A 20,741-nucleotide genomic window follows, 5' to 3' on the forward strand; every position below is an offset into this window, starting at 1 on the left:
CCGCAACCCCGGCCTTTTGCTTTTTCAGCCGTGGCCTGATTCCGGTGCGGCTTCCGCCCGCCGCCGCCGGATCGCTTCGGCGATGAAGACCCGCGACAGGGCGTGATAGAGCGGCTCGTGCGAAATCAGGCGCGCCGTGCCGTAACCCAGCATCGAGGCCAGCATCAGGCCGATGACATTGTCGTGATTGCCGGTCATTTCGAGGATGATGACGAAGGCCGTCATCGGCGCCTGTACCACGCCGGCGAAATAGCCGGCCATGCCGAGCAGCGCCGCGACGCCGGCGCCGCTGCCGAACACCAGGCCGAGCGAACTGCCGATGCCGGCGCCGACCGCCAGCGAGGGCGCGAAGATGCCCCCGGGTATGCCTGAAATCATCGACAGCAGCCCGGCCGCGAATTTCTCGGCGAAGAAGAACCAGGGCAGCGGCGTGCCTTCGACCGCGCTGCGCGCTTGCGCGTAGCCGGTGCCGAAGGTCAGCCCGCCCGACGCGATGCCGATCACCGCCACCACCAGTCCGCAGACCGCCGCCACCAGCAGCGCGCGCCACAGCGGCTGCAGTGCGCTCCAGCGCCGGATACGCCGCGTCGCCTTCAACGCCAGCAACGAGAACAAGGCGCCAAAGCCGCCGCCGATGACACCGCAGGCGATCACCAGCGGCCAGTCGACGGCAAACGAGATCGTCTCCTTGGACAGGCCGAAATAGGTGTAGTTGCCGAGCACGCCGAGCGAGGCGAGGCCGGCCAGGATGACCGCCGTCAGCACCAGCCCGTTGGTGCGCGCCTCATAGGTGCGGCCCATTTCCTCGATGGCAAAGACGATGCCGGCAAGCGGCGTGTTGAAGGCGGCGGCGATGCCGGCGGCCGATCCCGCCAGGATCAGGCCCCGCGCCTGCGCCATGCCGCCCCAGCGCGCCGCCTGCAGCATCAGCGACGCGCCGACCTGCACGGTCGGCCCCTCGCGGCCGATGGACGCACCGCAGAACAGGCCGACAAGGGTGAGCGCTATCTTGCCCGCCACCAGCCTGAGCGACAGGATATGGCTGCGGTCGTCGTCGTCGCGCAGGTGCCGGGCGGCGATCGCTTGCGGAATGCCGCTGCCTTGCGAGCCCGGAAAGAAGGCGTGCGCCAGCCAAGCGCACAGGACAAAGCCGAGCGGGGTGATCGCCAGCGGCAGATAGAAGCGCCAGCCGCCATCACTACCGATCACCACATGAAACAGCGCCTGTGCCTTGTCGGCCAGCACGGCAAACAACACGCTGATCAGGCCGATCGAGATCGCACCGGCCCAGAACACAAGGCGCGGCTGCCAGACGCGGCGCGAGGCCCACATGGCGCGCGAACGCCGCAGCATGGGATGTCTTCGCGATTGGCCGGCCATGTCTGTCCTCGCGGGGAAAACCCAGCCCTAACACAGGCATGGCACCGATCAAGCAAGAGTCTGACGACCGGCCGGGATCAACGGGCCGCGGTGTTGGGCGTCCGCTCGCGCGCATGATCCAGAGAGCGCCTCCGTCAATCGAAGTGAAAGCTGCGCGACCCGCCGACCTCCACGCCGGCGGGCAATCGTTGCGAGATCGTCACATGGCCATTTTTTCACATTCGGCCTGGGCCTTCTTGGTCGACGTGTCGATCATATACGCCTTGCCCTTGGCGTCGGTCATTATCATCATGCAGTGCTTGATCGGCTTGGCCATCTTCATCATATCGGCGCCCATCTTCGCGTCCGGCATCATGGTGCCCATGTGCCCGTCCGGCATGATCGCCGTTACTTGCCCACCTTTCATCATGGTCATGGTGCCCATCGTGTCCTCGGCGAACGCCTGCGAGGCGCAGAGAGCGGCGAGGCCGGCAATGACGGCGAGCTTGATCGATTTCATTCCACATACTCCCATTGTGCAGGGGCACAGTTGCCCCACTCAGGGTTCGCGGATGGCGCGCCGGCCGTTACGCTGACACGAATATGTGATCGATCGCGCACTGGTGGAGCACCACTGCCCGGCGGCGGGACAGGCTGCCCGATCGCCCGCGGCATGACTCTGCCGCCAAGCTGTGCTATGCGCCCCGCTTGAGATCAGGCACGATGGATGAAATCGGCCGTAAACCGCTTATATCTGTGCAACCATGACCCTTTCACTCGACCTCACCGCCGACGGTGCCCGTGACGCCTTGCGTACCCGCGCCATGCCGGCCGAAAAACCGTCGCTGATTGGCCTGACACGGGCCGAACTCGCGGACGCCCTGGTCGCTGCAGGGATCGTGCCGGAGCGTCAGGCAAAAATGCGCGCACAGCAGCTCTGGCACTGGATGTATGTACGCGGCGTTTCCGACTTCGCCGGCATGTTCAACATCTCCAAGGACCTGCGCGCCGAGCTCGACAGGCATTTCACCGTCGCCCGGCCCGAGATTGTAGAGGAGCAGATTTCCGCCGACGGCACGCGAAAGTGGCTGTTCCGCTTTCCGCCGCGCGGCGCCGGCCGGCCGGTCGAGATCGAAACCGTCTATATCCCCGAGGAAGGCCGCGGCACGCTCTGCATCTCCTCGCAGGTCGGCTGCACGCTGACCTGCTCGTTCTGCCACACCGGCACGCAGAAGCTGGTGCGCAATTTGACGGCTGAGGAAATCCTCGCCCAGTTGCTCACCGCCCGCGACCGGCTCGGCGACTTCCCTGACCGCGGCACGCCGGATGGCGCCATCGTGCCCGCCGAGGGCCGGAAAGTATCCAACGTCGTCATGATGGGCATGGGCGAGCCGCTCTATAATTTCGAGGCGGTCAAGAAGGCGCTGCTGATCGCCTCCGACGGCGACGGTCTTTCCCTGTCGAAGCGCCGCATCACGCTGTCGACCTCCGGCGTCGTGCCGGAGATTTTCCGCACCGGCGAGGAGATCGGCGTCATGCTGGCGATCTCGCTGCATGCCACCAATGACGACCTGCGCGACCTCTTGGTGCCGATCAACAAGAAGTATCCGCTCAAGGAGCTGATCGCCGCCTGCCGCGCCTATCCCGGCCTGTCCAACGCTAGGCGCATCACCTTCGAATATGTGATGCTGAAGGACGTCAACGATTCCATTGAGGAAGCCAAGGGGCTGATCAAGCTGCTCAAGGGCATTCCGGCCAAGATCAACCTGATCCCGTTCAACCCGTGGCCTGGCACCAACTACCAGTGCTCGGACTGGGAGACGATCGAGAAGTTCGCCGACTATATCAACAATGCCGGCTATGCCTCGCCGATCCGCACGCCGCGCGGCCGCGACATCCTGGCCGCCTGCGGCCAGCTGAAGTCGGAATCGGAGCGCATGCGCAAGGTCGACCGGCTGGCGCTGGAAGCCATGATGATCGCGGGGCACGGCGAGGTGTGAGCCGTCTCGTCGCCTGCTCGAAGCGCTTCGCCATCATAACAGTCGGCTACGTCGCCGCTGTGCTCACCTCCATCCTGGTGCCGGTGCTGCTGATCGTTCTTCTGGCCGGGATCGAGGACGGCAACTGGTCGATCATTTTCACATTCGACTGGCTGGCCTCCTTCCCGCTCGCCGTGTTGACCGTGGCGATCTGCGCGCTGCTGATCGTCGGCCCAGCGATCTTCGTCGCCGAACGGCTGGCGCTGCGAGGATGGTTCTACTTTGCCGTCACGGGCGCGGTCACGTCGATCGTCTTCGGTGTTTTTGTCCCAGGCTCCGCCGGCGGCTTCGTTTTCAATCCGGGCTTCCTCGGTTTTCTGGCCGCGGCCGGTATTGCCGCCGGCTGGGTCTACTGGTTTCTGGCTGGACACAAGTCCGGTCATCTCACGGGCCGTGATCCCTGATGAACCGTCTCGTCGCCTATATTGTGCGCTTCGCCGTCATCCTGTTCGGCTACACCATCGCCTCGTTGGCGGCGAGCGCCTTCCTCAACATCCTGTTCCTGGCCTCGCTCGGCTACGCGCCGGCGCAAGCCCATCCGGCGGCAACGGCATCGCTCTATTTTTCAATTCCTTTCGTCGCCCTGTTTGTCGCTTATTTCGGCTTCATGCCGGCCGCGGTCGTCATCCTGATTGCCGAAATCCTCGGCCGGCGCGACTGGCTGTTCTACGCGCTGGCGGGCGCGCTGGTGTCGGGGGTTTTCCTGGGCCTCGTCGACAACATCCGCGATTCCGCTTTTGCCGTCACCGAGACCAGCGCGATCATGGCGGTGATCGGTGGTGGCATGATCGGCGGCATCTTCTATTGGCTCAGCGCCGGCCGCTGGGCCGGAAGCTGGTGGAAGGACGAGAAAGCTCCTACTTCGCCTGGGCCGTCAGGATCTTGAGCGCGAAGGCCGAGAACACGCCGGCGAAGAGATAGTCGACCACCCGCGTCACGCGTGGGCTGGCCTTCATCGCCGCCGAGAATTTTTCCGCCGCCAGCACCATGGGCGCCGTCACCGGGATCGACAGCACGATGAACATGGAGCCAAGGAAGAACAGCTTCCCGGGCGCATTCGGATCGTGCGCGGACACGAATTGCGGCAGGAAGGTCATGAAGAACAGGATGATCTTCGGATTGAGCAAGTTGACGCCAAGCCCCGCGGCCCAGCTGCGCAGCAGCGAGATCTGCGGGCCCGTCTTCTTTTCCGGCGAAAAGGCCGAGCCCTTGGCGATCGCCTGCCAGGCCAGGAAGACGAGATAGCCGGCGCCAAAGATCTTCAGCACGAAGAAAGCCATAGGCGAGGCGACGATCAGCGCCGAGACGCCGACCACCACCAGCGTGGTATGGATCAGCGTTCCGCACAGCGCGCCGGCCATCGAGGCAAAGCCGGTGGCCCGACCCTGGCTCAGCGTGCGCGACACGAACAGCGTCATATCAGGGCCTGGCGTGATCGCCAGGATCACGGTGGCGATCGCAAACTGAATCAGCGTGGCGGTGTCGGGAATGAAGGACATGGGCAGGCCTTTGGGTTGGGGACGTCAGGCTATAGAGGATGCCGCCCCTTCTTGCCAGCGGCCGGACGGCAAGAGTGCTGATCCAGCCCTGCTCGATCCTGGTGTCACCACCTGCCTGGTGTTCATCTCTTGCGCAGCCTGGAAGCGGCGTGATACCTCGCGCGCCGAGAACTCCTGTCGTGGAACTGCCAAATGTCCAAGATCAAAGACGTCAAGAAGGTCGTGCTCGCTTATTCCGGCGGCCTCGACACATCCATCATCCTGAAATGGCTACAGACCGAACTCGGCGCCGAAGTCGTGACCTTCACCGCCGATCTCGGCCAGGGCGGCGAGCTCGAGCCGGCGCGCCGCAAGGCCGAGATGATGGGCATCAAGGACATCCGCGTCGTCGACGTGCGCGAGGAATTCGTATCCGACTTCGTCTTCCCGATGTTCCGCGCCAACACCGTCTATGAAGGCACTTACCTGCTGGGAACCTCGATCGCACGGCCGCTGATTTCCAAGCACCTGGTCGAGATCGCCAGGGAGACCGGCGCCGATGCGATTGCCCATGGCGCCACCGGCAAGGGCAACGACCAGGTTCGCTTCGAGCTTTCCGCCTACGCGCTCAACCCCGACATCAAGGTCATCGCGCCGTGGCGCGACTGGTCGTTCAAGTCGCGCACCGACCTGATGAACTTCGCCGAACAGCACCAGATCCCGGTGCCGAAGGACAAGAAGGGCGATGCGCCGTTCTCGGTCGACGCAAATCTGCTGCACTCCTCGTCCGAGGGCAAGGTGCTGGAGGATCCATGGGTGGAGCCGCCGGAATTCGTGCATCAGCGCACCGTGTCGCCGATGGACGCGCCGGATGCCGTCACCGAGATCGAGATCGAGTTCCTGAAGGGCGACCCGGTCGCTCTCAACGGCAAGAAACTGTCGCCGGCGACCATGCTGGCCGCCCTCAACGATCTCGGCCGCGACAATGGCATCGGCCGGCTCGACCTTGTCGAGAACCGTTTCGTCGGCATGAAATCGCGGGGCGTGTATGAGACGCCCGGCGGCGCCATCCTGATCGTGGCCCATCGCGCCATCGAATCGATCACGCTCGACCGCGGTGCCGCGCACCTCAAGGACGAGTTCATGCCGCGCTATGCCGAGCTCATCTACAACGGCTTCTGGTTCTCGCCCGAGCGCCTGATGCTGCAGGCGATGATCGACAAGAGCCAGGAAGACGTCGAAGGCACGGTGCGGCTGAAGCTCTACAAGGGCAATGTCATGGTCACCGGCCGCAAGTCGAAGAAGACGCTCTATTCCGACGCGCTGGTCACCTTCGAGGATGACCGTGGCGCCTACGACCAGAAGGACGCCGCCGGCTTCATCCGCCTCAATGCGCTGAGGCTGCGGACATTGGCCGCGCGCAACCGCAACAGCTAATGCCTGTCGCCCGGAAGTGTCCGGGACAACGACATGCATAAAATCAGAAGCTTACATACTGTAGACGGGATGCGCTGTCCCGGCCGATGCCTGGTGCCGCTGGTCCTTCTGGCGGCCCCGGCCATGGCCGGGAATTTCGACCCTGCCTCGCTCGACCTTGCCGCCCTGATCGAGTGCCGGGCCGACGTGCCCAGCTATAACGGCTTTGCCCTCTGGCTGGCCGGCGAACCCGGCGCCGCGAAGGCGCTGAGCTGGAACGAAGCTCCGTCAGGCAATCCGTTCCTGCGCCAATATGACTTGCCCGCCCCGGTCCATGTCTTCGGGCGCGAGACCGAGACAATCGTCTTTACCGCGACAGGGCCGATGGCCGTTCTTGATGGCATCGCCGCGCCGGACCTCGCCCGCCAGCTCGACGTCCCGGCGACGGTCTCGACGCCGGACAAGTTCCTCGGTGAGAAGGTCGTGGCCGAAAGCACCGAGGAGGCAGGCAGCTTGAGCCTTGCCACGCGCATCACGCTCAACGTCTCGACGCTCGAGTCCCATCCCGGCAAGACGCTGGCCGGCTGCTCCTATGCGCTCGACGTGAAATGAAACCCGGCGCGAAGGCCGGGTTCTTCGTTCAATGCCGTGCGGTTCGATCAGTCGGCGTCGATCGCGGTGGCGATGCGGGCGATGGCCTGCTGATAGACGCTTGCGGAATTCCAGCCGGCGATCGCGCCTATATTCGACTGCGCGCTGGCGCCAGCCCGCCAGCCGTGACCCTTGAGGAAGTTGGCGGTGGAGGCCAAAGCGGTGGCCTTGTCGCGCAGGTTTCCGCTGCCGACCGCATATTTCAGGACGTTTCCGGGCAGGAACTGCGTGTGGCCGATCTCACCATGCATGGCACCGACCGACGAGGCGGTCAACGCGCCGCGATCAACCAGCTTCAGGGCCGCGATGGCGTGCGGGTGAAAATAGTCGGGGCGGCGGCAATCATAGGCAAGCGTCAAAATGGCGGAGACCGTGTTCTGGTTGCCCATCGAGGCGCCGAAGCCGGTCTCCATGCCCCAGATGGCGAGCAGCACGCCCGGCGACACGCCGTAGTTCTGTTCGATCTGGTTGAACAGCGCCGCGTTCGACTTCTTCAGCGAACGGCCCTTGGAAATAATAGCGGACCCGCCACGGCGCTTCATGAAATCGTCCACCGAGCCGCTGAACGCCTTGTGGATGGCGCGGTCGGCGGAGATGGTCCTTGTTGCATAGGTCGCGCCGGCCAGAGCGGCCAGCCCCCTCGACCCGACACCTTCGGACTTGGCCTCGGCGGCGAAATCCTGTTTCCAGGCATCGAAGCCGGCGCCGGTCTTGCCGCAGCTGGCCGCCGCTTGCGCGCCCGTTGCCAGCCCCAGCACCGCCACCACCGCGGCTGCTAAAATCCTACCCTTGGCAAGAAATGCCATGTTGTTCTCCTGGTTGCCTGATTCACGTCCCGATTGCGAATTTGCCAGCGAAAGGCACATTTGTCACCGTCTGTGGCGCGATGCTGGCGAATGCCGGGGAATTTGCCTACGATCAAGTGATTATTATGGCGAGGCCATGCATGAAAGACGTTGACGCCGGCCGTGGACCGCATCGGAGCGCCTGGACCAGCGAAGCGAGATAGTCTCGCCGGACCGCGGAACACCGGCCGGTGGCTCGCGTTTGGGCACGGGCCGCCATGCATCCTGTGCCCTTCTGATGAATTGAGACCGAGATGAAACTTTTCGACTGCCCGCATTGCGGCCACCGTCTCTATTTCGAGAACGCCCAGTGCCTGAACTGCAGCAGTCTCGTGCTCTATGATCCTGAGCGCGCGCGCTTTGTCCTGTCCCGCGTCGACGGCGCCATCCAGTGCACCAATGCCGACGAATGCGCCTGCAACTGGATGGCCGAGCCGGGGCAGGTCTTCTGCCGTGCCTGCGTGCTGAACCAGCTGATCCCCGACCTCTCGGTCGACGGCAACCGCCGCCGCTGGATCCGCGTCGAGGCGGCGAAGAAGCGCGCCATCTATTCGCTGCTCGCCTTCGGCCTTCCGGTGGCGCCCAAGCAAAGCCCGACGGACGAGATCGGGCTGGCCTTCGACTTCCTCGCCGATCCGATCGGCGGCGGCCCGGGCGGCGAACGGATTCTCACCGGCCACGACAATGGCCTGATTACGCTGAACGTCGCCGAGGCCGATTCAGCCGAGCGCGAAAAACGTCGCGTCGAGATGGGCGAGAACTACCGCACGCTGCTCGGCCATTTCCGCCACGAGCTCGGCCATTATTACTGGGACCGCCTGATCCGCGACGATCCGCAAGGGCTGGAAGCGTTCCGCGCTTTGTTCGGCGACGAACGCGCCGACTACGAACAGGCGCTGAAGGCCTACTACGCCAATGGCGCCGCGCCCGACTGGCAGCAAGACCACATCTCGGCCTACGCCACCTCGCATCCGTGGGAGGACTGGGCCGAGACCTGGGCTCACCATCTGCACATCACCGACACGCTGGAGATGGTCCATGCGTTGAACTTCCCGCTCGGCCGGCTGGAGACGGTGGAGGCGGCCGAACTGCCCCGGGGCGATACTGGTGGCGGGCTGCAGGCAGCGCCGTCGGAGCCTGCAAAGACGCCCGAACCCTTCGACAAGATTCTTGCCCGTTGGCTGGTGCTGTCGGAAGCCTCCAACTCGATCAACCGCTGCATGGGCCTGCCCGACCTCTACCCCTTCGTCATTTCGGACGTGACGGCGCAGAAACTGGCCTTTGTTCACGATCTTGTGACCAGCTTGCCGAAAGACACGGGAAATCGTGTGTTGGCTCGCGCGTTTTAACCGGAACGCATGCGCCGCTGCCCCGTTTTCGCTGGCGAGGGACCACGAAAACGGAGAGAAACCATGAAATCCGTATTGTTTCCCGCAATCGCCGGAGTGTTCACCATGATGTCGGGCGCCGCATTGGCGGACACCGCCGTATCGGCGGTCACCGATCTCAACGTGCGCGCTGGCCCGGGTCCGCAATATCCGGTGATCGGCGTGCTGGCCGCCGGCCAGTCGGCGACGCTCAATGGCTGCATCGAAAACAGCAAATGGTGCACGATCGCAGAAGCCGGCGGCCAGGGCTGGGTCTATTCCGACTACGTCACCGCCGATTTCGGCGGCAGCCGCGTGGTGCTGACGCAGCGTCGCTCCGCCGTTGCCGTCGTCTCGCCGCCGGACGACATCGGCAACTATTCCACCGAGTACACCGGAGCGATCGTCACCGGCGAGCCGATCGACACCGTCGTCCGGCCTCCGGCCGAGGTCAGGACCTACGTCGACACCCATCGCCTCGACCCCGTCTATCTCGAAGGCGAGGTGGTGACCGGCGCAACCCTGCCCGACACCGTGGAGTTGCGCGAAATTCCCGACTACAAGTATCGCTATGTCTACGTGAACGGTCAGCCGACGCTGGTCGACCCGCAGACCCGGCGCATCATGTACGTGGTGCGTTGACAGAGGCCAGAGGTCGCCGAAGCGGCGGCTGACGACACTAGGAAGACCGTGCCGGCACCGGACGGCGCTTGGGTGCCGCACGATCCGTTTGCGATATCGATTCCGATTCCCGAGGCCATCGGCTAGATCAAGGACAGCTGGATCAAGCAGCGATGGATTCGGATCGAGGACAAGCGTGACAATCGACGACACTGCCTTCGAGCGCTATCGCAACACGCCGAACGCCAGGACGACTTTGTTGCGTCTATTTCTGGGGACACTGATCGTCGTCCTGCTCTGGGGCGCCACCACCGCGGCCGTGCTGTTGGGTGGCACACATGTCTACTTCGCCTGGCAGGTGACGGCTTCGCCATATGGCATGGAGGGTTTTCTCGCCTCGCCCATTGGCATCCTCAGCGCGCTCACCTCCTTCGCCGGGATCTGGATCGGTCTGTGGATCGCGATGCGCTGGGTGCATGGCGAGCCGCTGTCGGCCCTCCTCGGCACCGGCCGCCGCGTATCGCGACCGGACTTCCTCAAGGGTCTGATCGCGGTGCTGATCACCTCGGCTTTGTCCGAAATCCTGCTCTATTGGCTAGCGCCGGGGATCGCTCGCGGCACGATCAGCCTGTCGTCCTGGCTGCTGTTCGCGATCCCGATCGTCGCGCTCACCTTGCTGCAGACCTCGTCGGAAGAGGTGCTGTTTCGCGGCTATCTGCTGCGCGGCCTCGCCAGCCGGTTCCGCAGCCCTTTCATCTGGGCGCTGCTGCCCGGCCTGCTGTTCACCTCGCTGCACTGGAGCGGCGGTTCGTCGGCCGCCATCAATGCCTGCGTGCTGGTTTCGATCGCCGCTTTCGCGCTGCTTCTGACACTCATGGTCTACGCCACCGGCAATCTCGGCGCAGCACTTGGCGCCCATCTCGGCAACAACCTCACCGGCTTCCTGCTGATCTCGCATCAGCAGAGCTACAATTCCTTCGCCTTGTTCACCGCCAAGCCACTCGAAGGGCCGGGATGGATGATGTCGGATGCAATTCTCATCGCCCTCATCGGCATCGCCTGCAGCTTGCTGACGATTGCTCTATTGCTGCACCCACGCTCGCCGCTCAGGGTCTCGGCTGAGGTCCCGAACGCCGTGGGTACGGCCTGATCGCGGTCCGGGAAACGGCGCGACACCGGCCTTGCCTTGACTCTCGCGCCGATTTCCTGTCTACAGCCCACCAATTCCGCGACGAGTACCCCTCCGAGCAAGCCGACCAGGACGCCGAAGCCTCTTGAGGCCAAGTGCTGTAAACAGATCCTGGAGGCCAACACCCGGCAGCGCTGTGCGCCCCCGGGTGCTTTTTGGTTTTGGGCTTTTGCTTGGACTGGCTTTTGCTTGGAGACTGGGCGCGAACGCATTACCTCTCGGGCACCATCCGGGTGCCAGGGAAAGGAAAACGAATGTTTGAATCGCTGCAGCAGCGCACAAGAGGCGTGGAGGGCCATCGGCCCGACAGGGATCACTATGACTCCAAGGCGCTCTCGCGCGGTGGGTTGATCAATGTTTGAGTCCCTGCAAGAGCGCCTTGGCTCCATCCTGAACGGCCTGACCGGCCGCGGCGCGCTTTCCGAGGCTGATGTCTCGGCGGCGTTGCGTGAGGTGCGCCGTGCGCTGCTCGAGGCCGACGTGGCGCTGGAGGTCGTGCGTTCCTTCACCGACAAGGTGCGCGAGAAGGCCGTCGGCGCCGCCGTGCTGAAGTCGATCAAGCCTGGACAGATGGTCGTCAAGATCGTCCATGACGAGCTGGTCGACATGCTGGGCGCCGAGGGCGTCGCCATCGACCTCAACGCGCCTGCTCCGGTCGTCGTCATGATGGTCGGCCTGCAGGGCTCCGGAAAGACGACGACTTCGGCCAAGATCGCCAAGCGCCTGACCGAGCGGCAGAACAAGAAGGTCCTGATGGCCTCGCTCGACACGCGGCGCCCCGCCGCGCAAGAGCAGTTGCGCCAGCTCGGCGAGCAGGTCAAGGTCGCGACGCTGCCTGTGATAGCAGGCCAGAACCCGGTCGATATCGCCAGGCGCGCCGTGCAGGCGGCCAAGCTCGGCGGCCATGACGTCGTCATCCTCGACACCGCCGGCCGCACCCATATCGACGAGCCGCTGATGGTCGAGATGGCCGACATCAAGAAGGTGTCGAGCCCGCACGAAATCCTGCTGGTCGCGGATTCGCTGACCGGCCAGGACGCCGTCAACCTGGCGAAAAGCTTCGACGAGCGCGTCGGCATCACCGGCCTGGTGCTGACCCGCATGGACGGCGACGGCCGTGGCGGTGCCGCGCTGTCGATGCGCGCCGTCACCGGTAAGCCGATCAAGCTGATCGGCACCGGCGAAAAGATGGACGGGCTGGAGGAATTCCACCCCAAGCGGATCGCCGACCGCATCCTGGGCATGGGCGACATCGTCTCGCTCGTCGAGAAGGCGGCGGAAAACATCGACGCCGAGCAGGCGGCGGCGATGGCCAAGAAGATGCAGTCGGGCAAGTTCGACCTGAACGACCTCGCCCAGCAGCTTCAGCAGATGTCGAAGATGGGCGGCATGGGCGGCATCATGGGCATGATGCCCGGCATGGGCAAGATGAAGGACCAGATGGCCGCCGCCGGCCTCGACGACAAGATGTTCGGCCGCCAGCTCGCCATCATCTCCTCGATGACCAAGGCCGAGCGCGCCAATCCCGATATACTGAAACACTCGCGCAAGAAGCGCATCGCCGCCGGCTCCGGCACCGATGCGGCCGAGATCAACAAGCTCTTGAAGATGCATCGCGGCATGGCCGACATGATGAAGGCGATGGGTGGCAAGGGCAAAGGCGGCGGGCTGATGCGCGGCATGATGGGCGGCCTCGCCTCCAAGATGGGCCTTGGCGGCATGGTGCCCGGGGGCGGCATGATGGGCGGCGGCATGCCCGACCTGTCGAAGATGGATCCCAAGCAGCTCGAAGCCTTGCAGAAACAGGCGCAGGCCGCCGGCCTCGGTGGCATGAAGGGCTTGCCCGCCCCAGGCGGCGGCTTGCCCGGCCTGCCTGGCGGCATGAAGCTTCCCGGCCTTGGCGGTGGTGGCGGCCTGCCCGGTCTCGGCAAGAAAAAGTGAGGACGCTATGAACGAAGAAAAGGACATGGCCGACGCCCGCACCATCCTGGCCGGCTATCGCGCCTCGATCGACAACATCGATGCCGCCCTCATCCATATGCTGGCCGAGCGCTTCCGCTGCACCAAGGCGGTCGGCATGCTCAAGGCCGAGCATGGCCTGCCGCCGGCCGACCCGGCGCGCGAGCAGCAGCAGATCGCCCGTCTTCGCCAGCTTGCGAAAGATGCGCATCTCGACCCGGATTTCGCGGAAAAATTCCTCAACTTCGTCGTCCGCGAAGTGATCCGGCACCACGAACAGATCGCCGCTGCCAACGGCGTGACGAAAACCGGCTGACAACCAGCCTGAACAATCAACGAAATCAGAGCTTTTAGGAGAAAAGAAAATGGCACTGAAGATCAGACTGGCCCGTGCGGGCTCGAAGAAGCGTCCTTACTACCACGTCGTCGTCGCCGACGCCCGTTCGCCCCGCGACGGCCGGTTCATCGAGTCGCTCGGCTCGTGGAACCCGCTGCTGCCGAAGGACGGCGAGCGCATCAAGGTTGACGCCGACCGCGTCAAGCATTGGCTGTCGCACGGCGCCCAGCCGACCGACCGCGTTCTGCGCTTCCTCGATGAAGCCGGCCTTGCCAAGCGCGAAGCCCGCTCCAACCCGAAGAAGGCCGAGCCCGGCAAGAAGGCGCAAGAACGGGCCGCCCTGCTGAAGAAGGCCCAGGACGACGCCGCTGCCGCCGTCGCCGCGGCCGCTGCCGCACCAGCCGAAGCGGAAGCCGCCACCGCCGAGTAATCGCTTCCTATTCCTTGCGCAAACAGAACGGCGGGCCTGTGCCCGCCGTTTTGCTGTTTGCAATTGTCACTCACCTGCCCTTTGCTGTTTCCTTGGGAAAAGCTTCTGATTTTTCCTTGGGAAAGCTTCTGATTTCCGGCTGAGGATCGGATGGACGAACGAGCAGTCGCGGAGGAAATCCTGTCCGGCGGCGTCGCCGGAACCCTGTTGCGATGCGTCGATCCCACGACAGGTGTCGTGGTGTTGAGCGGATCGAGCGGCCGCGTCGATGTCGAGCGCGCACGACTGTTTGCCGATGTGGGCGTCTCTGCCCTTGCCCTCCGCTGGTTCGGCGGCGAAGGCCAGGTCCCAGGCATATGCGAAATCCCCCTGGAGACGTTTTTCGCCGCGACCGACTGGCTTGTCGGATTGGGGTGCCGGCGCATCGTCTATGTCGGCACATCCAAGGGCGCCGAGGCATCCTTGCTCGCGGCAGCGCATGACCCGCGCATCGATGCGGTGGTCGCGATCAGCCCGACATCGGTGGTCTGGGGCAACATCGGGCCGGGCCGCGACGGCATCAGTTGGCCCGAGCGGTCGTCATGGACGCTGAACGGGGTTCCATGCCCGTTTGTTCCAACCGACCCGGATTGGAAGGCATGCTACCTCGATGGCCTTGTGTCCTATCGAGGGCTTTTCGAACACTGCCTGGCAAGATTCAAACAGGAAGCGGACAGGGCCGCCATTCCCGTCGAGGTTATTTCGGCGGAGATCGTGCTGGTCGCGGGCGGCGGCGACGTCCTGTGGCCATCCCTGGATTTTGCTCGATCGATCGTCCGGCGTCGAAAAGACGCCGGAAAGGCCACGCGCCTCGTTTCGGCTCCCGACGCCGGCCACCGCATTCTCCTGCCGGGTGAAAACACGCCGCGCTCAAGCTCGCATGCCCATGGCGGCAATGACCGCGCCGACGCGGGTTTGGGGCGGGACGCCTGGCGATACGTCCGGGAGCTCCTGTAGCGCGCGCCGTGATAGTGCCTCAAACGAGTGCAGCCAATTCATCGATCGAAAACGGCGGGTCAAAAGCCCGCCGTTTGCTCTTCATTTTTGGCATGCGGTCGTTCAATAACCGCTTGGGCAGCGATCGACATAGGTATGGCCATTGCGGTCGCGATAGCGGCAACGGCCCGGTTCGCTGGCCCGGCCGATCAGCGCACCGGCTACGGCCCCGACGGCACCGCCGACAACCGCGCCTTGCACCGGATTATTGGCGACCGCCGCACCAACCGCGGCACCGCCGAGGCCACCGACGGCAGCACCTTTTTCCGTTTGCGAACAGGCGCCGAGCGCCGTCGTTAGTACCAGAATGGTCAGGATTCTCTTCATTTGTCGTTCCTCTCACATGCGGATCGCCGTCTCGCCGCCAAGTCCCTAACTCTCAGACGGCTAATTTGATCCCGAGAAGAATGAAGATCGCGACGACACCTGGCAGCGATTGGCGCGGAACGGCTACCGGCTGAACGGGATCAGAGCGCGCACGTTGGGGTCATGCAGATAGAGGCCGCCCCAAAGGATGATGCCGAGATAGACGCCGAACAGCGTGTGCGAAAACAGCGGACTGCCGATACGCGCATTGGTGGCGATGGCGCCGCCCATATAGGCGGTGAGCAGGATGGCGCCGAGCGTGGAGGTGCGCGGCAGGGCGTAGAGCGCGGTCGAGACCAGGCCGATGATGCCCAGCATGCGCGCGACATTGGCGTCGGCCGGCCAGCCGAGCGGCACCATCGTCTGGGTGACGATATCGAGCGGTGGCAGCTTGATGGCGCCGTCGAAGATCATGAACAGGATGATGAGGCCGCTGAGCACGCGGCCGGTCCACAGGGCGCCGGACGAGACAGGCGCGGTTTGAGAAATGCTCATTGGTGGTCCCTCCTGATGGTTAGCCCCGTTTTCAGCGGGGTCGAACCAAGGACGTGCCGTGAGGCGGCGATCCGACAGGGGTCTGGATTTGTCTTGGCGCCGATTTCCACCATGCTGCGACTCTGCTGCCAGCAGAGCTATCGGCATTCGTCCATGGCGGGCTATTGAGGAGCGGGCAGTGCACCAGGCGAGACGACAAATGACCGGCGAGACCGATCTGAGGACATTGTTGGCGTCGATGACGCCCGAATTGCTTGATGGCACCTATGTCTTTGCCACGCTGGCGCCGCACGTGCCGCAGCCCGAAGGCCTGGAGCCGGTGATGGTGTTTCGCGAGCGCGAGGGCACGACGCTGATCGTGACCGAGGAAGCCGCCCGGACCACGGGGCTGGAGGCTTCGTTCCGCTGCCGGATGATCACGCTGAACATCCACTCATCGCTCGAAGCCGTCGGCTTCCTCGCCGCCATCACCGCACGCCTCGCCGCCGCCGGCATGGGCGTCAATCCAGTCTCGGGTTTTTACCACGACCATCTGTTTGTGCCGGCCGGGCGGGCGGAGGAGGCGATGGCGGTGCTGCGCGAACTGAGTATGGATAGCGCGAGTTGAAATCGGCGCAGAGCGGCTTTGACGGCTAATCTCATGACTCGGCAGCGCCAAATCGGTATGGCCGGCGCTGCCCCTCATCCGCCCTTCGGGCACCTTCTCCCGTAAACGGGGAGAAGGAAAGGCATCCGGCCGAAAGGCCAAGCCCGCGACGGCGGGCCGCCGGTCGTCCGGCGCCCTCGCGGAGGGCCCGCCGCGGCAGCGGCGATACGGCCCGTGAGCGAAAACTAAGCCGCCTTCTTCTTCGGCTGGATCAACCCGCGTTCGACCAGCAGTTCGGCGATCTGCACCGCGTTCAACGCCGCCCCCTTGCGCAGGTTGTCGGAGACGATCCACATCGACAGGCCGTTGTCGACGGTCGAATCCTCGCGGATGCGCGAGATGAAGGTGGCATCCTCGCCGGCTGATTCCAGCGGCGTGATGTAGCCGCCATCCTCGCGCTTGTCCAAGACCTGGCAGCCAGGCGCTTCACGCAGGATGTCGCGCGCCTCGTCGGCGGTGATCGGCTTCTCGAACTCGATGTTGACCGCTTCCGAATGGCCGATGAACACCGGCACGCGCACGCAGGTCGCCGTCAGCTTGATCTTGGGGTCGAGCATCTTCTTGGTCTCGGCGACCATCTTCCACTCTTCCTTGGTGAAGCCGTCGTCGAGGAAGACATCGATATGCGGGATGACGTTGAAGGCGATGCGTTTGGTGAACTTCTTGACGTCGACCTGGTCGGCGACGAACACGGCGCGCGTCTGCGTGAACAGTTCGTCCATGCCTTCCTTGCCGGCGCCGGATACAGACTGGTAGGTGGCGACGACGACGCGCTTGATGGTGGCGGCATCATGCAGCGGCTTCAACGCCACGACGAGCTGCGCCGTCGAGCAGTTCGGGTTGGCGATGATGTTCTTGCGCGTGAACAGCGAGATCGCGTCCGGGTTCACCTCGGGCACGATCAGCGGCACGTCCTGGTCGTAGCGGAAGGCCGATGAATTATCGATGACGACGCAGCCCTGCTTGCCGATCTTCGGCGACCACTCCTTGGAGACGTTGCCGCCGGCCGACATGATGCAGATGTCGGTGTCGGAAAAATCATACTGGTCGAGCGGCCTGACCTTCAGCGTGCGGTCGCCGAACGACACTTCCGTGCCCATGCTGCGCCGCGAGGCGAGCGCCACGACTTCGCTGACCGGAAAGCCGCGCTCTTCCAGAATGTTGAGCATTTCCCGGCCCACATTGCCCGTGGCGCCGACGACTGCAACCTTGAAACTCATAGAAATCTCCTGTCCCTCTCCGCTTGGTTCTTGGAGAAAACCCGCCGGCCAAGTGCGGGTTCCGTCCCCCGGGCCGGACCCGGGAGAGGGTGGTTAGGCCAAGGGAATCACACCGTTTTGGTGGTGGTTTTGGCCATAGTTTTGGTCGGACGGTAAGATGCACCAACGCGTCCGGCCCCACTGATGTGGCCGGGGACGTCGAAGGCAGGAAGAGCCATCAAAAGGCCGCGCATCGAGATTGATCCCGTTCGATGCCGGCTTTTACGCGGTTTGCCGCAGGAGTCAATCGCGGGGCGCAACGCGGTTCTCCCTTCTCCCTTGTGGGAGAAGGTGGCCTCGCGAAGCGAAGCGAGGTCGGATGGGGGTGCTCCAGGGAACACCAACGCCTCACTCCGCTGGAACACCCCTCAACCGTCTTGGCGCTGCGCGCCTGCCCTGTACAAAAAGGGCGGCAGGAAGTACGAACGGCCAAGTTTGTTTGGCTGGCACGGCGCCAGCCCCGGCTTGTGCTCCATGATGAGCGCAGAACCCTGAATTCCGAAAGAATGAGATGTCCAACTTCGAAGGTATTGTTCCCGCGCTGGCACAAGCGCTGGAGAAACGCGGTTATTCCGACCTGACACCGGTGCAGAAGGCGGTGCTGGAGCTCGGGCAGGCCGACGCTCTGGTGTCGGCACAGACCGGCTCGGGCAAAACCGTCGCCTTCGGCCTTGCCCTGGCGCCGACGCTGCTCGACGGCGCGGAACGTTTCGGCCCGGCAGCGGCGCCGCTGGCGTTGGCGGTGGCGCCGACGCGCGAACTGGCGCTGCAGGTGACGCGCGAGCTCGAATGGCTCTACGAGCCGACCGGCGCCACGGTGGCATCCTGCGTCGGCGGCATGGACATGCGCACCGAACGGCGGACGCTGGAGCGCGGCGCCCATATCGTCGTCGGCACGCCCGGCCGGCTGCGCGACCACATCACCCGTAATTCACTCGACATGTCGACGCTCAAGGCCGTGGTGCTGGACGAGGCCGACGAGATGCTCGATCTCGGCTTTCGCGAGGACCTCGAATTCATTCTCGATGCCGCACCGGCCGACCGTCGCACGCTGATGTTTTCCGCCACCGTGCCGCGCTCCATCGCCACGCTCGCCCAGGGCTATCAGCGCGATGCCGTGCGCATCTCGGCCGCCGGCGAGGAAAAGCAGCATCTCGACATCGAATACAGGGCGCTGAATGTCGCCCAGGCCGACCGCGAGAACGCCATTATCAACGTGCTGCGTTTCTATGAGGCCAAGAACGCGCTGGTGTTCTGCAACACGCGTGCCGCCGTCAATCATCTCACGGCCCGCTTCAATAACCGCAATTTTTCCGTCGTCGCGCTCTCGGGCGAACTCAGCCAGAACGAACGCAGCCATGCGCTGCAGGCGATGCGCGACGGCCGCGCGAAAGTCTGCATCGCCACCGACGTGGCAGCGCGCGGCATCGACCTGCCCAACCTCGAACTGGTGATCCACGCCGACCTGCCGACCAATCCGGAAACGCTGCTGCACCGCAGCGGCCGCACCGGACGTGCCGGACGCAAGGGCGTCAGCGCGCTGATCGTGCCCAATAGCGCCCGCAGGCGCACCGAGCGGCTGCTGCAAAGCGCCAAGCTGACGGCGACATGGGCGAGCCCGCCCTCGGCCGACGACGTGATGCGGCGCGACGACGAGCGCATCCTTGCCGATCCGGCTTTCGACGAACCGGTGAAGGACGACGAGCGTGCGTTCATCGACGCGCTTCTCGCCAGGCATGGTGCCGAACAGGTGGCGGCCGCCTTTGTGCGCCAGTGCCGCGCCAGCCGCTCCGCGCCCGAGGATCTGATGGACGTCGCGCCTTTCACACCTTCGCGCGAAAGGCTGGCGGGCGAGAAGTTTGCGCACCGCGACGAGGCGCCCAGCCGCCGCGACGATTTCGGCGACAGCGTCTGGGTCTCGCTGTCGGTTGGACGTCGGCAAAATGCCGAGCCGCGCTGGCTGATCCCGATGCTGTGCCGTGCCGGCAGCATCAGCAAGCGTGAGATCGGCGCCATCAAGATGCAGCCGGAAGAGACGTTCGTGCAGATCGCCGCCGACTGGGCCGAGCGTTTTCTCGCCGCGATCGGCCCCGACCGCAAATTGCAGGGCAACATCGTGGTGAGGCGGCTGGACGGCACGCCTGACTTGTCGCGGGCCGGCTATCAGCCGCCCAGCCCCGACAAGAAACCGCATCGCGGCAAGGCGCCGTTCGACCCGAACGCGCCGAAGCGCAAGTTCGAGAAGCGTGCACCGGCTTCCGCCGACCAGCGCCCGGCAGCCGCGCATGAGGCAAAGCCGTGGGCGAAAAAGCCGGGCAAGCCGAAATTCGAAAATACCGGCGCGCCTAAGCACAAGAAGACGAAGAAGCGGCCGTCGTAAGACCGACGCGAAAGCCTCGCTGCTGATTTTTGCGTCATTTGCCGCGAAGGCGGTAGCTTATGGGCGGCTTGCCCATCGGTTCGGCCCTGTGCCACATCTTGGCAGGGACGTGGCGACAAGGGAGCGGGCGATGCGCGGCGAAGTGCTTCACTATGACGAGGATCAGGGCTTCGGCTTCATCACCGGCGCCGATGGCAACCGCTACACCTTCACCCGCGAGAACCTGCGCCGGCAAACCGCGATGCCCAATGGGACAGTGGTGGAGTTCCAGGCGGGCGGCGGCCAGGCGCGAGACGTCTTTTCGATCGCCGGCCAAACCACCGCGAGCTCGACCGTGGCCGCCGGCATAAACGCCGCTCCGGCTCCAGCCGGCACCGCACCCGCGGCTCGCGCACCGCAGGCGCAGCATTTTGGCCGACCCAGCGAGAGCGCAACCGCCGAACCCAGTGATCTCTGGGGATATTTCTGGCGTGGCCTGACGCGGAACTACTTCAACTTCGCCGGCCGCGCCCCCCGCAAGGAATATTGGGGCTACTGCCTGTTCTGGGTGGTCTGCCTGCTCATCACCGGCGGCATCGGCATCTTCACCGATATCGAAATGGGCAATTTCGACACCGACGTCTCCGCGGTGGTGACGGTCGGCCTCTGCGGCACCTTCCTGCTGGCGACGCTCCTGCCCGGCCTCGGCATGACCGTGCGCCGGCTGCATGATATCGGCCTTTCGGGCTGGCTCTATCTGGTGATCCTGATCCCCAGCATCGGCAGCCTGATTATCCTGGTGTTCGCGCTGATCCCGACCCAGGCGCATGAAAACCAGTGGGGACCGGTGCCTGCTGGGGTCGGGATTTAGCGGTCAGGTCCCGAGAAAA

22 protein-coding genes are annotated in these 20,741 nt (G+C 64.5%); 15 read left to right on the top strand and 7 right to left on the bottom strand.

The window, feature by feature from the left end:
• Positions 1 to 24 precede the first annotated feature (24 nt).
• The gene (locus tag FJ434_RS24720) at positions 25 to 1,380 is read right to left on the bottom strand and encodes a chloride channel protein (protein WP_140751927.1); all 1,356 of its coding nucleotides are present in this window, start codon (positions 1,378 to 1,380) and stop codon (positions 25 to 27) included.
• 199 nt (positions 1,381 to 1,579) lie between these two features.
• Complete coding sequence (locus FJ434_RS24725) at positions 1,580 to 1,879, bottom strand: hypothetical protein (RefSeq protein ID WP_140510494.1); 300 nt, start codon at positions 1,877 to 1,879, stop codon at positions 1,580 to 1,582.
• Positions 1,880 to 2,123: 244 nt separating this feature from the next.
• Here FJ434_RS24725 and rlmN point away from each other — a divergent pair, with 244 nt between their 5' ends.
• The 3 genes from rlmN to FJ434_RS24740 are packed head-to-tail and all read left to right on the top strand — an operon-like array spanning position 2,124 to position 4,284.
• On the top strand, positions 2,124 to 3,359 hold the full coding sequence (gene rlmN / locus FJ434_RS24730) for a 23S rRNA (adenine(2503)-C(2))-methyltransferase RlmN (RefSeq protein ID WP_140751929.1): 1,236 nt from the start codon (positions 2,124 to 2,126) through the stop codon (positions 3,357 to 3,359).
• On the top strand, positions 3,356 to 3,802 hold the full coding sequence (locus FJ434_RS24735; RefSeq protein WP_140751931.1) for a hypothetical protein: 447 nt from the start codon (positions 3,356 to 3,358) through the stop codon (positions 3,800 to 3,802). Before rlmN ends, FJ434_RS24735 begins: the two co-directional genes overlap by 4 nt.
• On the top strand, positions 3,802 to 4,284 hold the full coding sequence (locus FJ434_RS24740; protein WP_140751933.1) for a hypothetical protein: 483 nt from the start codon (positions 3,802 to 3,804) through the stop codon (positions 4,282 to 4,284). The genes FJ434_RS24735 and FJ434_RS24740 overlap by 1 nt, the downstream gene beginning before the upstream one ends.
• Here the strand turns inward: FJ434_RS24740 and FJ434_RS24745 are convergent.
• A complete protein-coding gene (locus tag FJ434_RS24745; RefSeq protein ID WP_019862084.1) occupies positions 4,256 to 4,897 on the bottom strand; it encodes a LysE family translocator in 642 nt (213 codons plus the stop codon). The genes FJ434_RS24740 and FJ434_RS24745 overlap by 29 nt on opposite strands.
• Before the next feature lie 192 nt (positions 4,898 to 5,089).
• Here FJ434_RS24745 and FJ434_RS24750 point away from each other — a divergent pair, with 192 nt between their 5' ends.
• Positions 5,090 to 6,313, top strand: coding sequence for an argininosuccinate synthase (locus FJ434_RS24750; RefSeq protein WP_027146214.1), 1,224 nt, complete (start codon positions 5,090 to 5,092; stop codon positions 6,311 to 6,313).
• Positions 6,314 to 6,382: 69 nt separating this feature from the next.
• Positions 6,383 to 6,904 (top strand): hypothetical protein, encoded by a 522-nt coding sequence (locus tag FJ434_RS24755; RefSeq protein WP_140751995.1) that lies wholly within the window; start codon positions 6,383 to 6,385, stop codon positions 6,902 to 6,904.
• A gap of 47 nt (positions 6,905 to 6,951) precedes the next feature.
• On the opposite strand, the gene FJ434_RS24760 is transcribed toward FJ434_RS24755, so the two are convergent.
• Positions 6,952 to 7,749, bottom strand: a complete 798-nt coding sequence (locus tag FJ434_RS24760; RefSeq protein ID WP_140718499.1) for a lytic transglycosylase domain-containing protein — start codon at positions 7,747 to 7,749, stop codon at positions 6,952 to 6,954.
• A gap of 293 nt (positions 7,750 to 8,042) precedes the next feature.
• On the opposite strand from FJ434_RS24760, the gene FJ434_RS24765 reads away from it, so the two are divergent.
• The 7 genes from FJ434_RS24765 to FJ434_RS24800 all read left to right on the top strand — a co-directional run bounded on the left by FJ434_RS24765 (position 8,043) and on the right by FJ434_RS24800 (position 14,687).
• Positions 8,043 to 9,137 carry a putative zinc-binding metallopeptidase gene (locus FJ434_RS24765; protein ID WP_140751935.1) on the top strand — a complete coding sequence of 365 codons (1,095 nt, stop codon included), beginning with the start codon at positions 8,043 to 8,045 and terminating at the stop codon, positions 9,135 to 9,137.
• A gap of 63 nt (positions 9,138 to 9,200) precedes the next feature.
• Complete coding sequence (locus FJ434_RS24770; RefSeq protein ID WP_140510507.1) at positions 9,201 to 9,797, top strand: DUF1236 domain-containing protein; 597 nt, start codon at positions 9,201 to 9,203, stop codon at positions 9,795 to 9,797.
• A gap of 175 nt (positions 9,798 to 9,972) precedes the next feature.
• Positions 9,973 to 10,926: a type II CAAX endopeptidase family protein gene (locus tag FJ434_RS24775; protein ID WP_140751937.1), complete on the top strand. Its 954-nt coding sequence runs from the start codon at positions 9,973 to 9,975 to the stop codon at positions 10,924 to 10,926.
• Between the two features lie 393 nt (positions 10,927 to 11,319).
• A complete protein-coding gene (ffh, locus tag FJ434_RS24785; protein ID WP_140751939.1) occupies positions 11,320 to 12,906 on the top strand; it encodes a signal recognition particle protein in 1,587 nt (528 codons plus the stop codon).
• A 7-nt stretch (positions 12,907 to 12,913) separates the two neighbouring features.
• The gene (locus tag FJ434_RS24790; protein ID WP_027146221.1) at positions 12,914 to 13,240 is read left to right on the top strand and encodes a chorismate mutase; all 327 of its coding nucleotides are present in this window, start codon (positions 12,914 to 12,916) and stop codon (positions 13,238 to 13,240) included.
• Between the two features lie 49 nt (positions 13,241 to 13,289).
• Entirely contained in the window at positions 13,290 to 13,691 is a 402-nt protein-coding gene (rpsP, locus tag FJ434_RS24795; RefSeq protein ID WP_027146222.1) for a 30S ribosomal protein S16, read from the top strand.
• A 150-nt stretch (positions 13,692 to 13,841) separates the two neighbouring features.
• On the top strand, positions 13,842 to 14,687 hold the full coding sequence (locus tag FJ434_RS24800) for an acyl-CoA thioester hydrolase/BAAT C-terminal domain-containing protein (RefSeq protein ID WP_140751941.1): 846 nt from the start codon (positions 13,842 to 13,844) through the stop codon (positions 14,685 to 14,687).
• Positions 14,688 to 14,789: 102 nt separating this feature from the next.
• On the opposite strand, the gene FJ434_RS24805 is transcribed toward FJ434_RS24800, so the two are convergent.
• A complete protein-coding gene (locus tag FJ434_RS24805) occupies positions 14,790 to 15,053 on the bottom strand; it encodes a YMGG-like glycine zipper-containing protein (protein ID WP_027146224.1) in 264 nt (87 codons plus the stop codon).
• 123 nt (positions 15,054 to 15,176) lie between these two features.
• Positions 15,177 to 15,587 (bottom strand): DoxX family protein, encoded by a 411-nt coding sequence (locus tag FJ434_RS24810; protein WP_140751943.1) that lies wholly within the window; start codon positions 15,585 to 15,587, stop codon positions 15,177 to 15,179.
• Between the two features lie 199 nt (positions 15,588 to 15,786).
• Between FJ434_RS24810 and FJ434_RS24815 the strand changes: the two genes are divergently transcribed.
• The gene (locus tag FJ434_RS24815) at positions 15,787 to 16,194 is read left to right on the top strand and encodes an ACT domain-containing protein (protein ID WP_140510516.1); all 408 of its coding nucleotides are present in this window, start codon (positions 15,787 to 15,789) and stop codon (positions 16,192 to 16,194) included.
• A gap of 224 nt (positions 16,195 to 16,418) precedes the next feature.
• Here FJ434_RS24815 and FJ434_RS24820 read toward each other — a convergent pair whose 3' ends face one another.
• Positions 16,419 to 17,453 (bottom strand): aspartate-semialdehyde dehydrogenase, encoded by a 1,035-nt coding sequence (locus tag FJ434_RS24820; protein ID WP_140510518.1) that lies wholly within the window; start codon positions 17,451 to 17,453, stop codon positions 16,419 to 16,421.
• 550 nt (positions 17,454 to 18,003) lie between these two features.
• On the opposite strand from FJ434_RS24820, the gene FJ434_RS24825 reads away from it, so the two are divergent.
• Together FJ434_RS24825 and FJ434_RS24830 are read left to right on the top strand one after the other, a co-directional pair.
• Positions 18,004 to 19,872: a DEAD/DEAH box helicase gene (locus FJ434_RS24825; RefSeq protein WP_140751945.1), complete on the top strand. Its 1,869-nt coding sequence runs from the start codon at positions 18,004 to 18,006 to the stop codon at positions 19,870 to 19,872.
• Between the two features lie 130 nt (positions 19,873 to 20,002).
• On the top strand, positions 20,003 to 20,722 hold the full coding sequence (locus FJ434_RS24830; protein ID WP_140751947.1) for a DUF805 domain-containing protein: 720 nt from the start codon (positions 20,003 to 20,005) through the stop codon (positions 20,720 to 20,722).
• Positions 20,723 to 20,741 lie beyond the last annotated feature (19 nt).

Origin of the sequence: Mesorhizobium sp. B2-5-13, from assembly GCF_006440535.1 — a bacterium.
GTDB lineage: Bacteria > Pseudomonadota > Alphaproteobacteria > Rhizobiales > Rhizobiaceae > Mesorhizobium > Mesorhizobium salmacidum.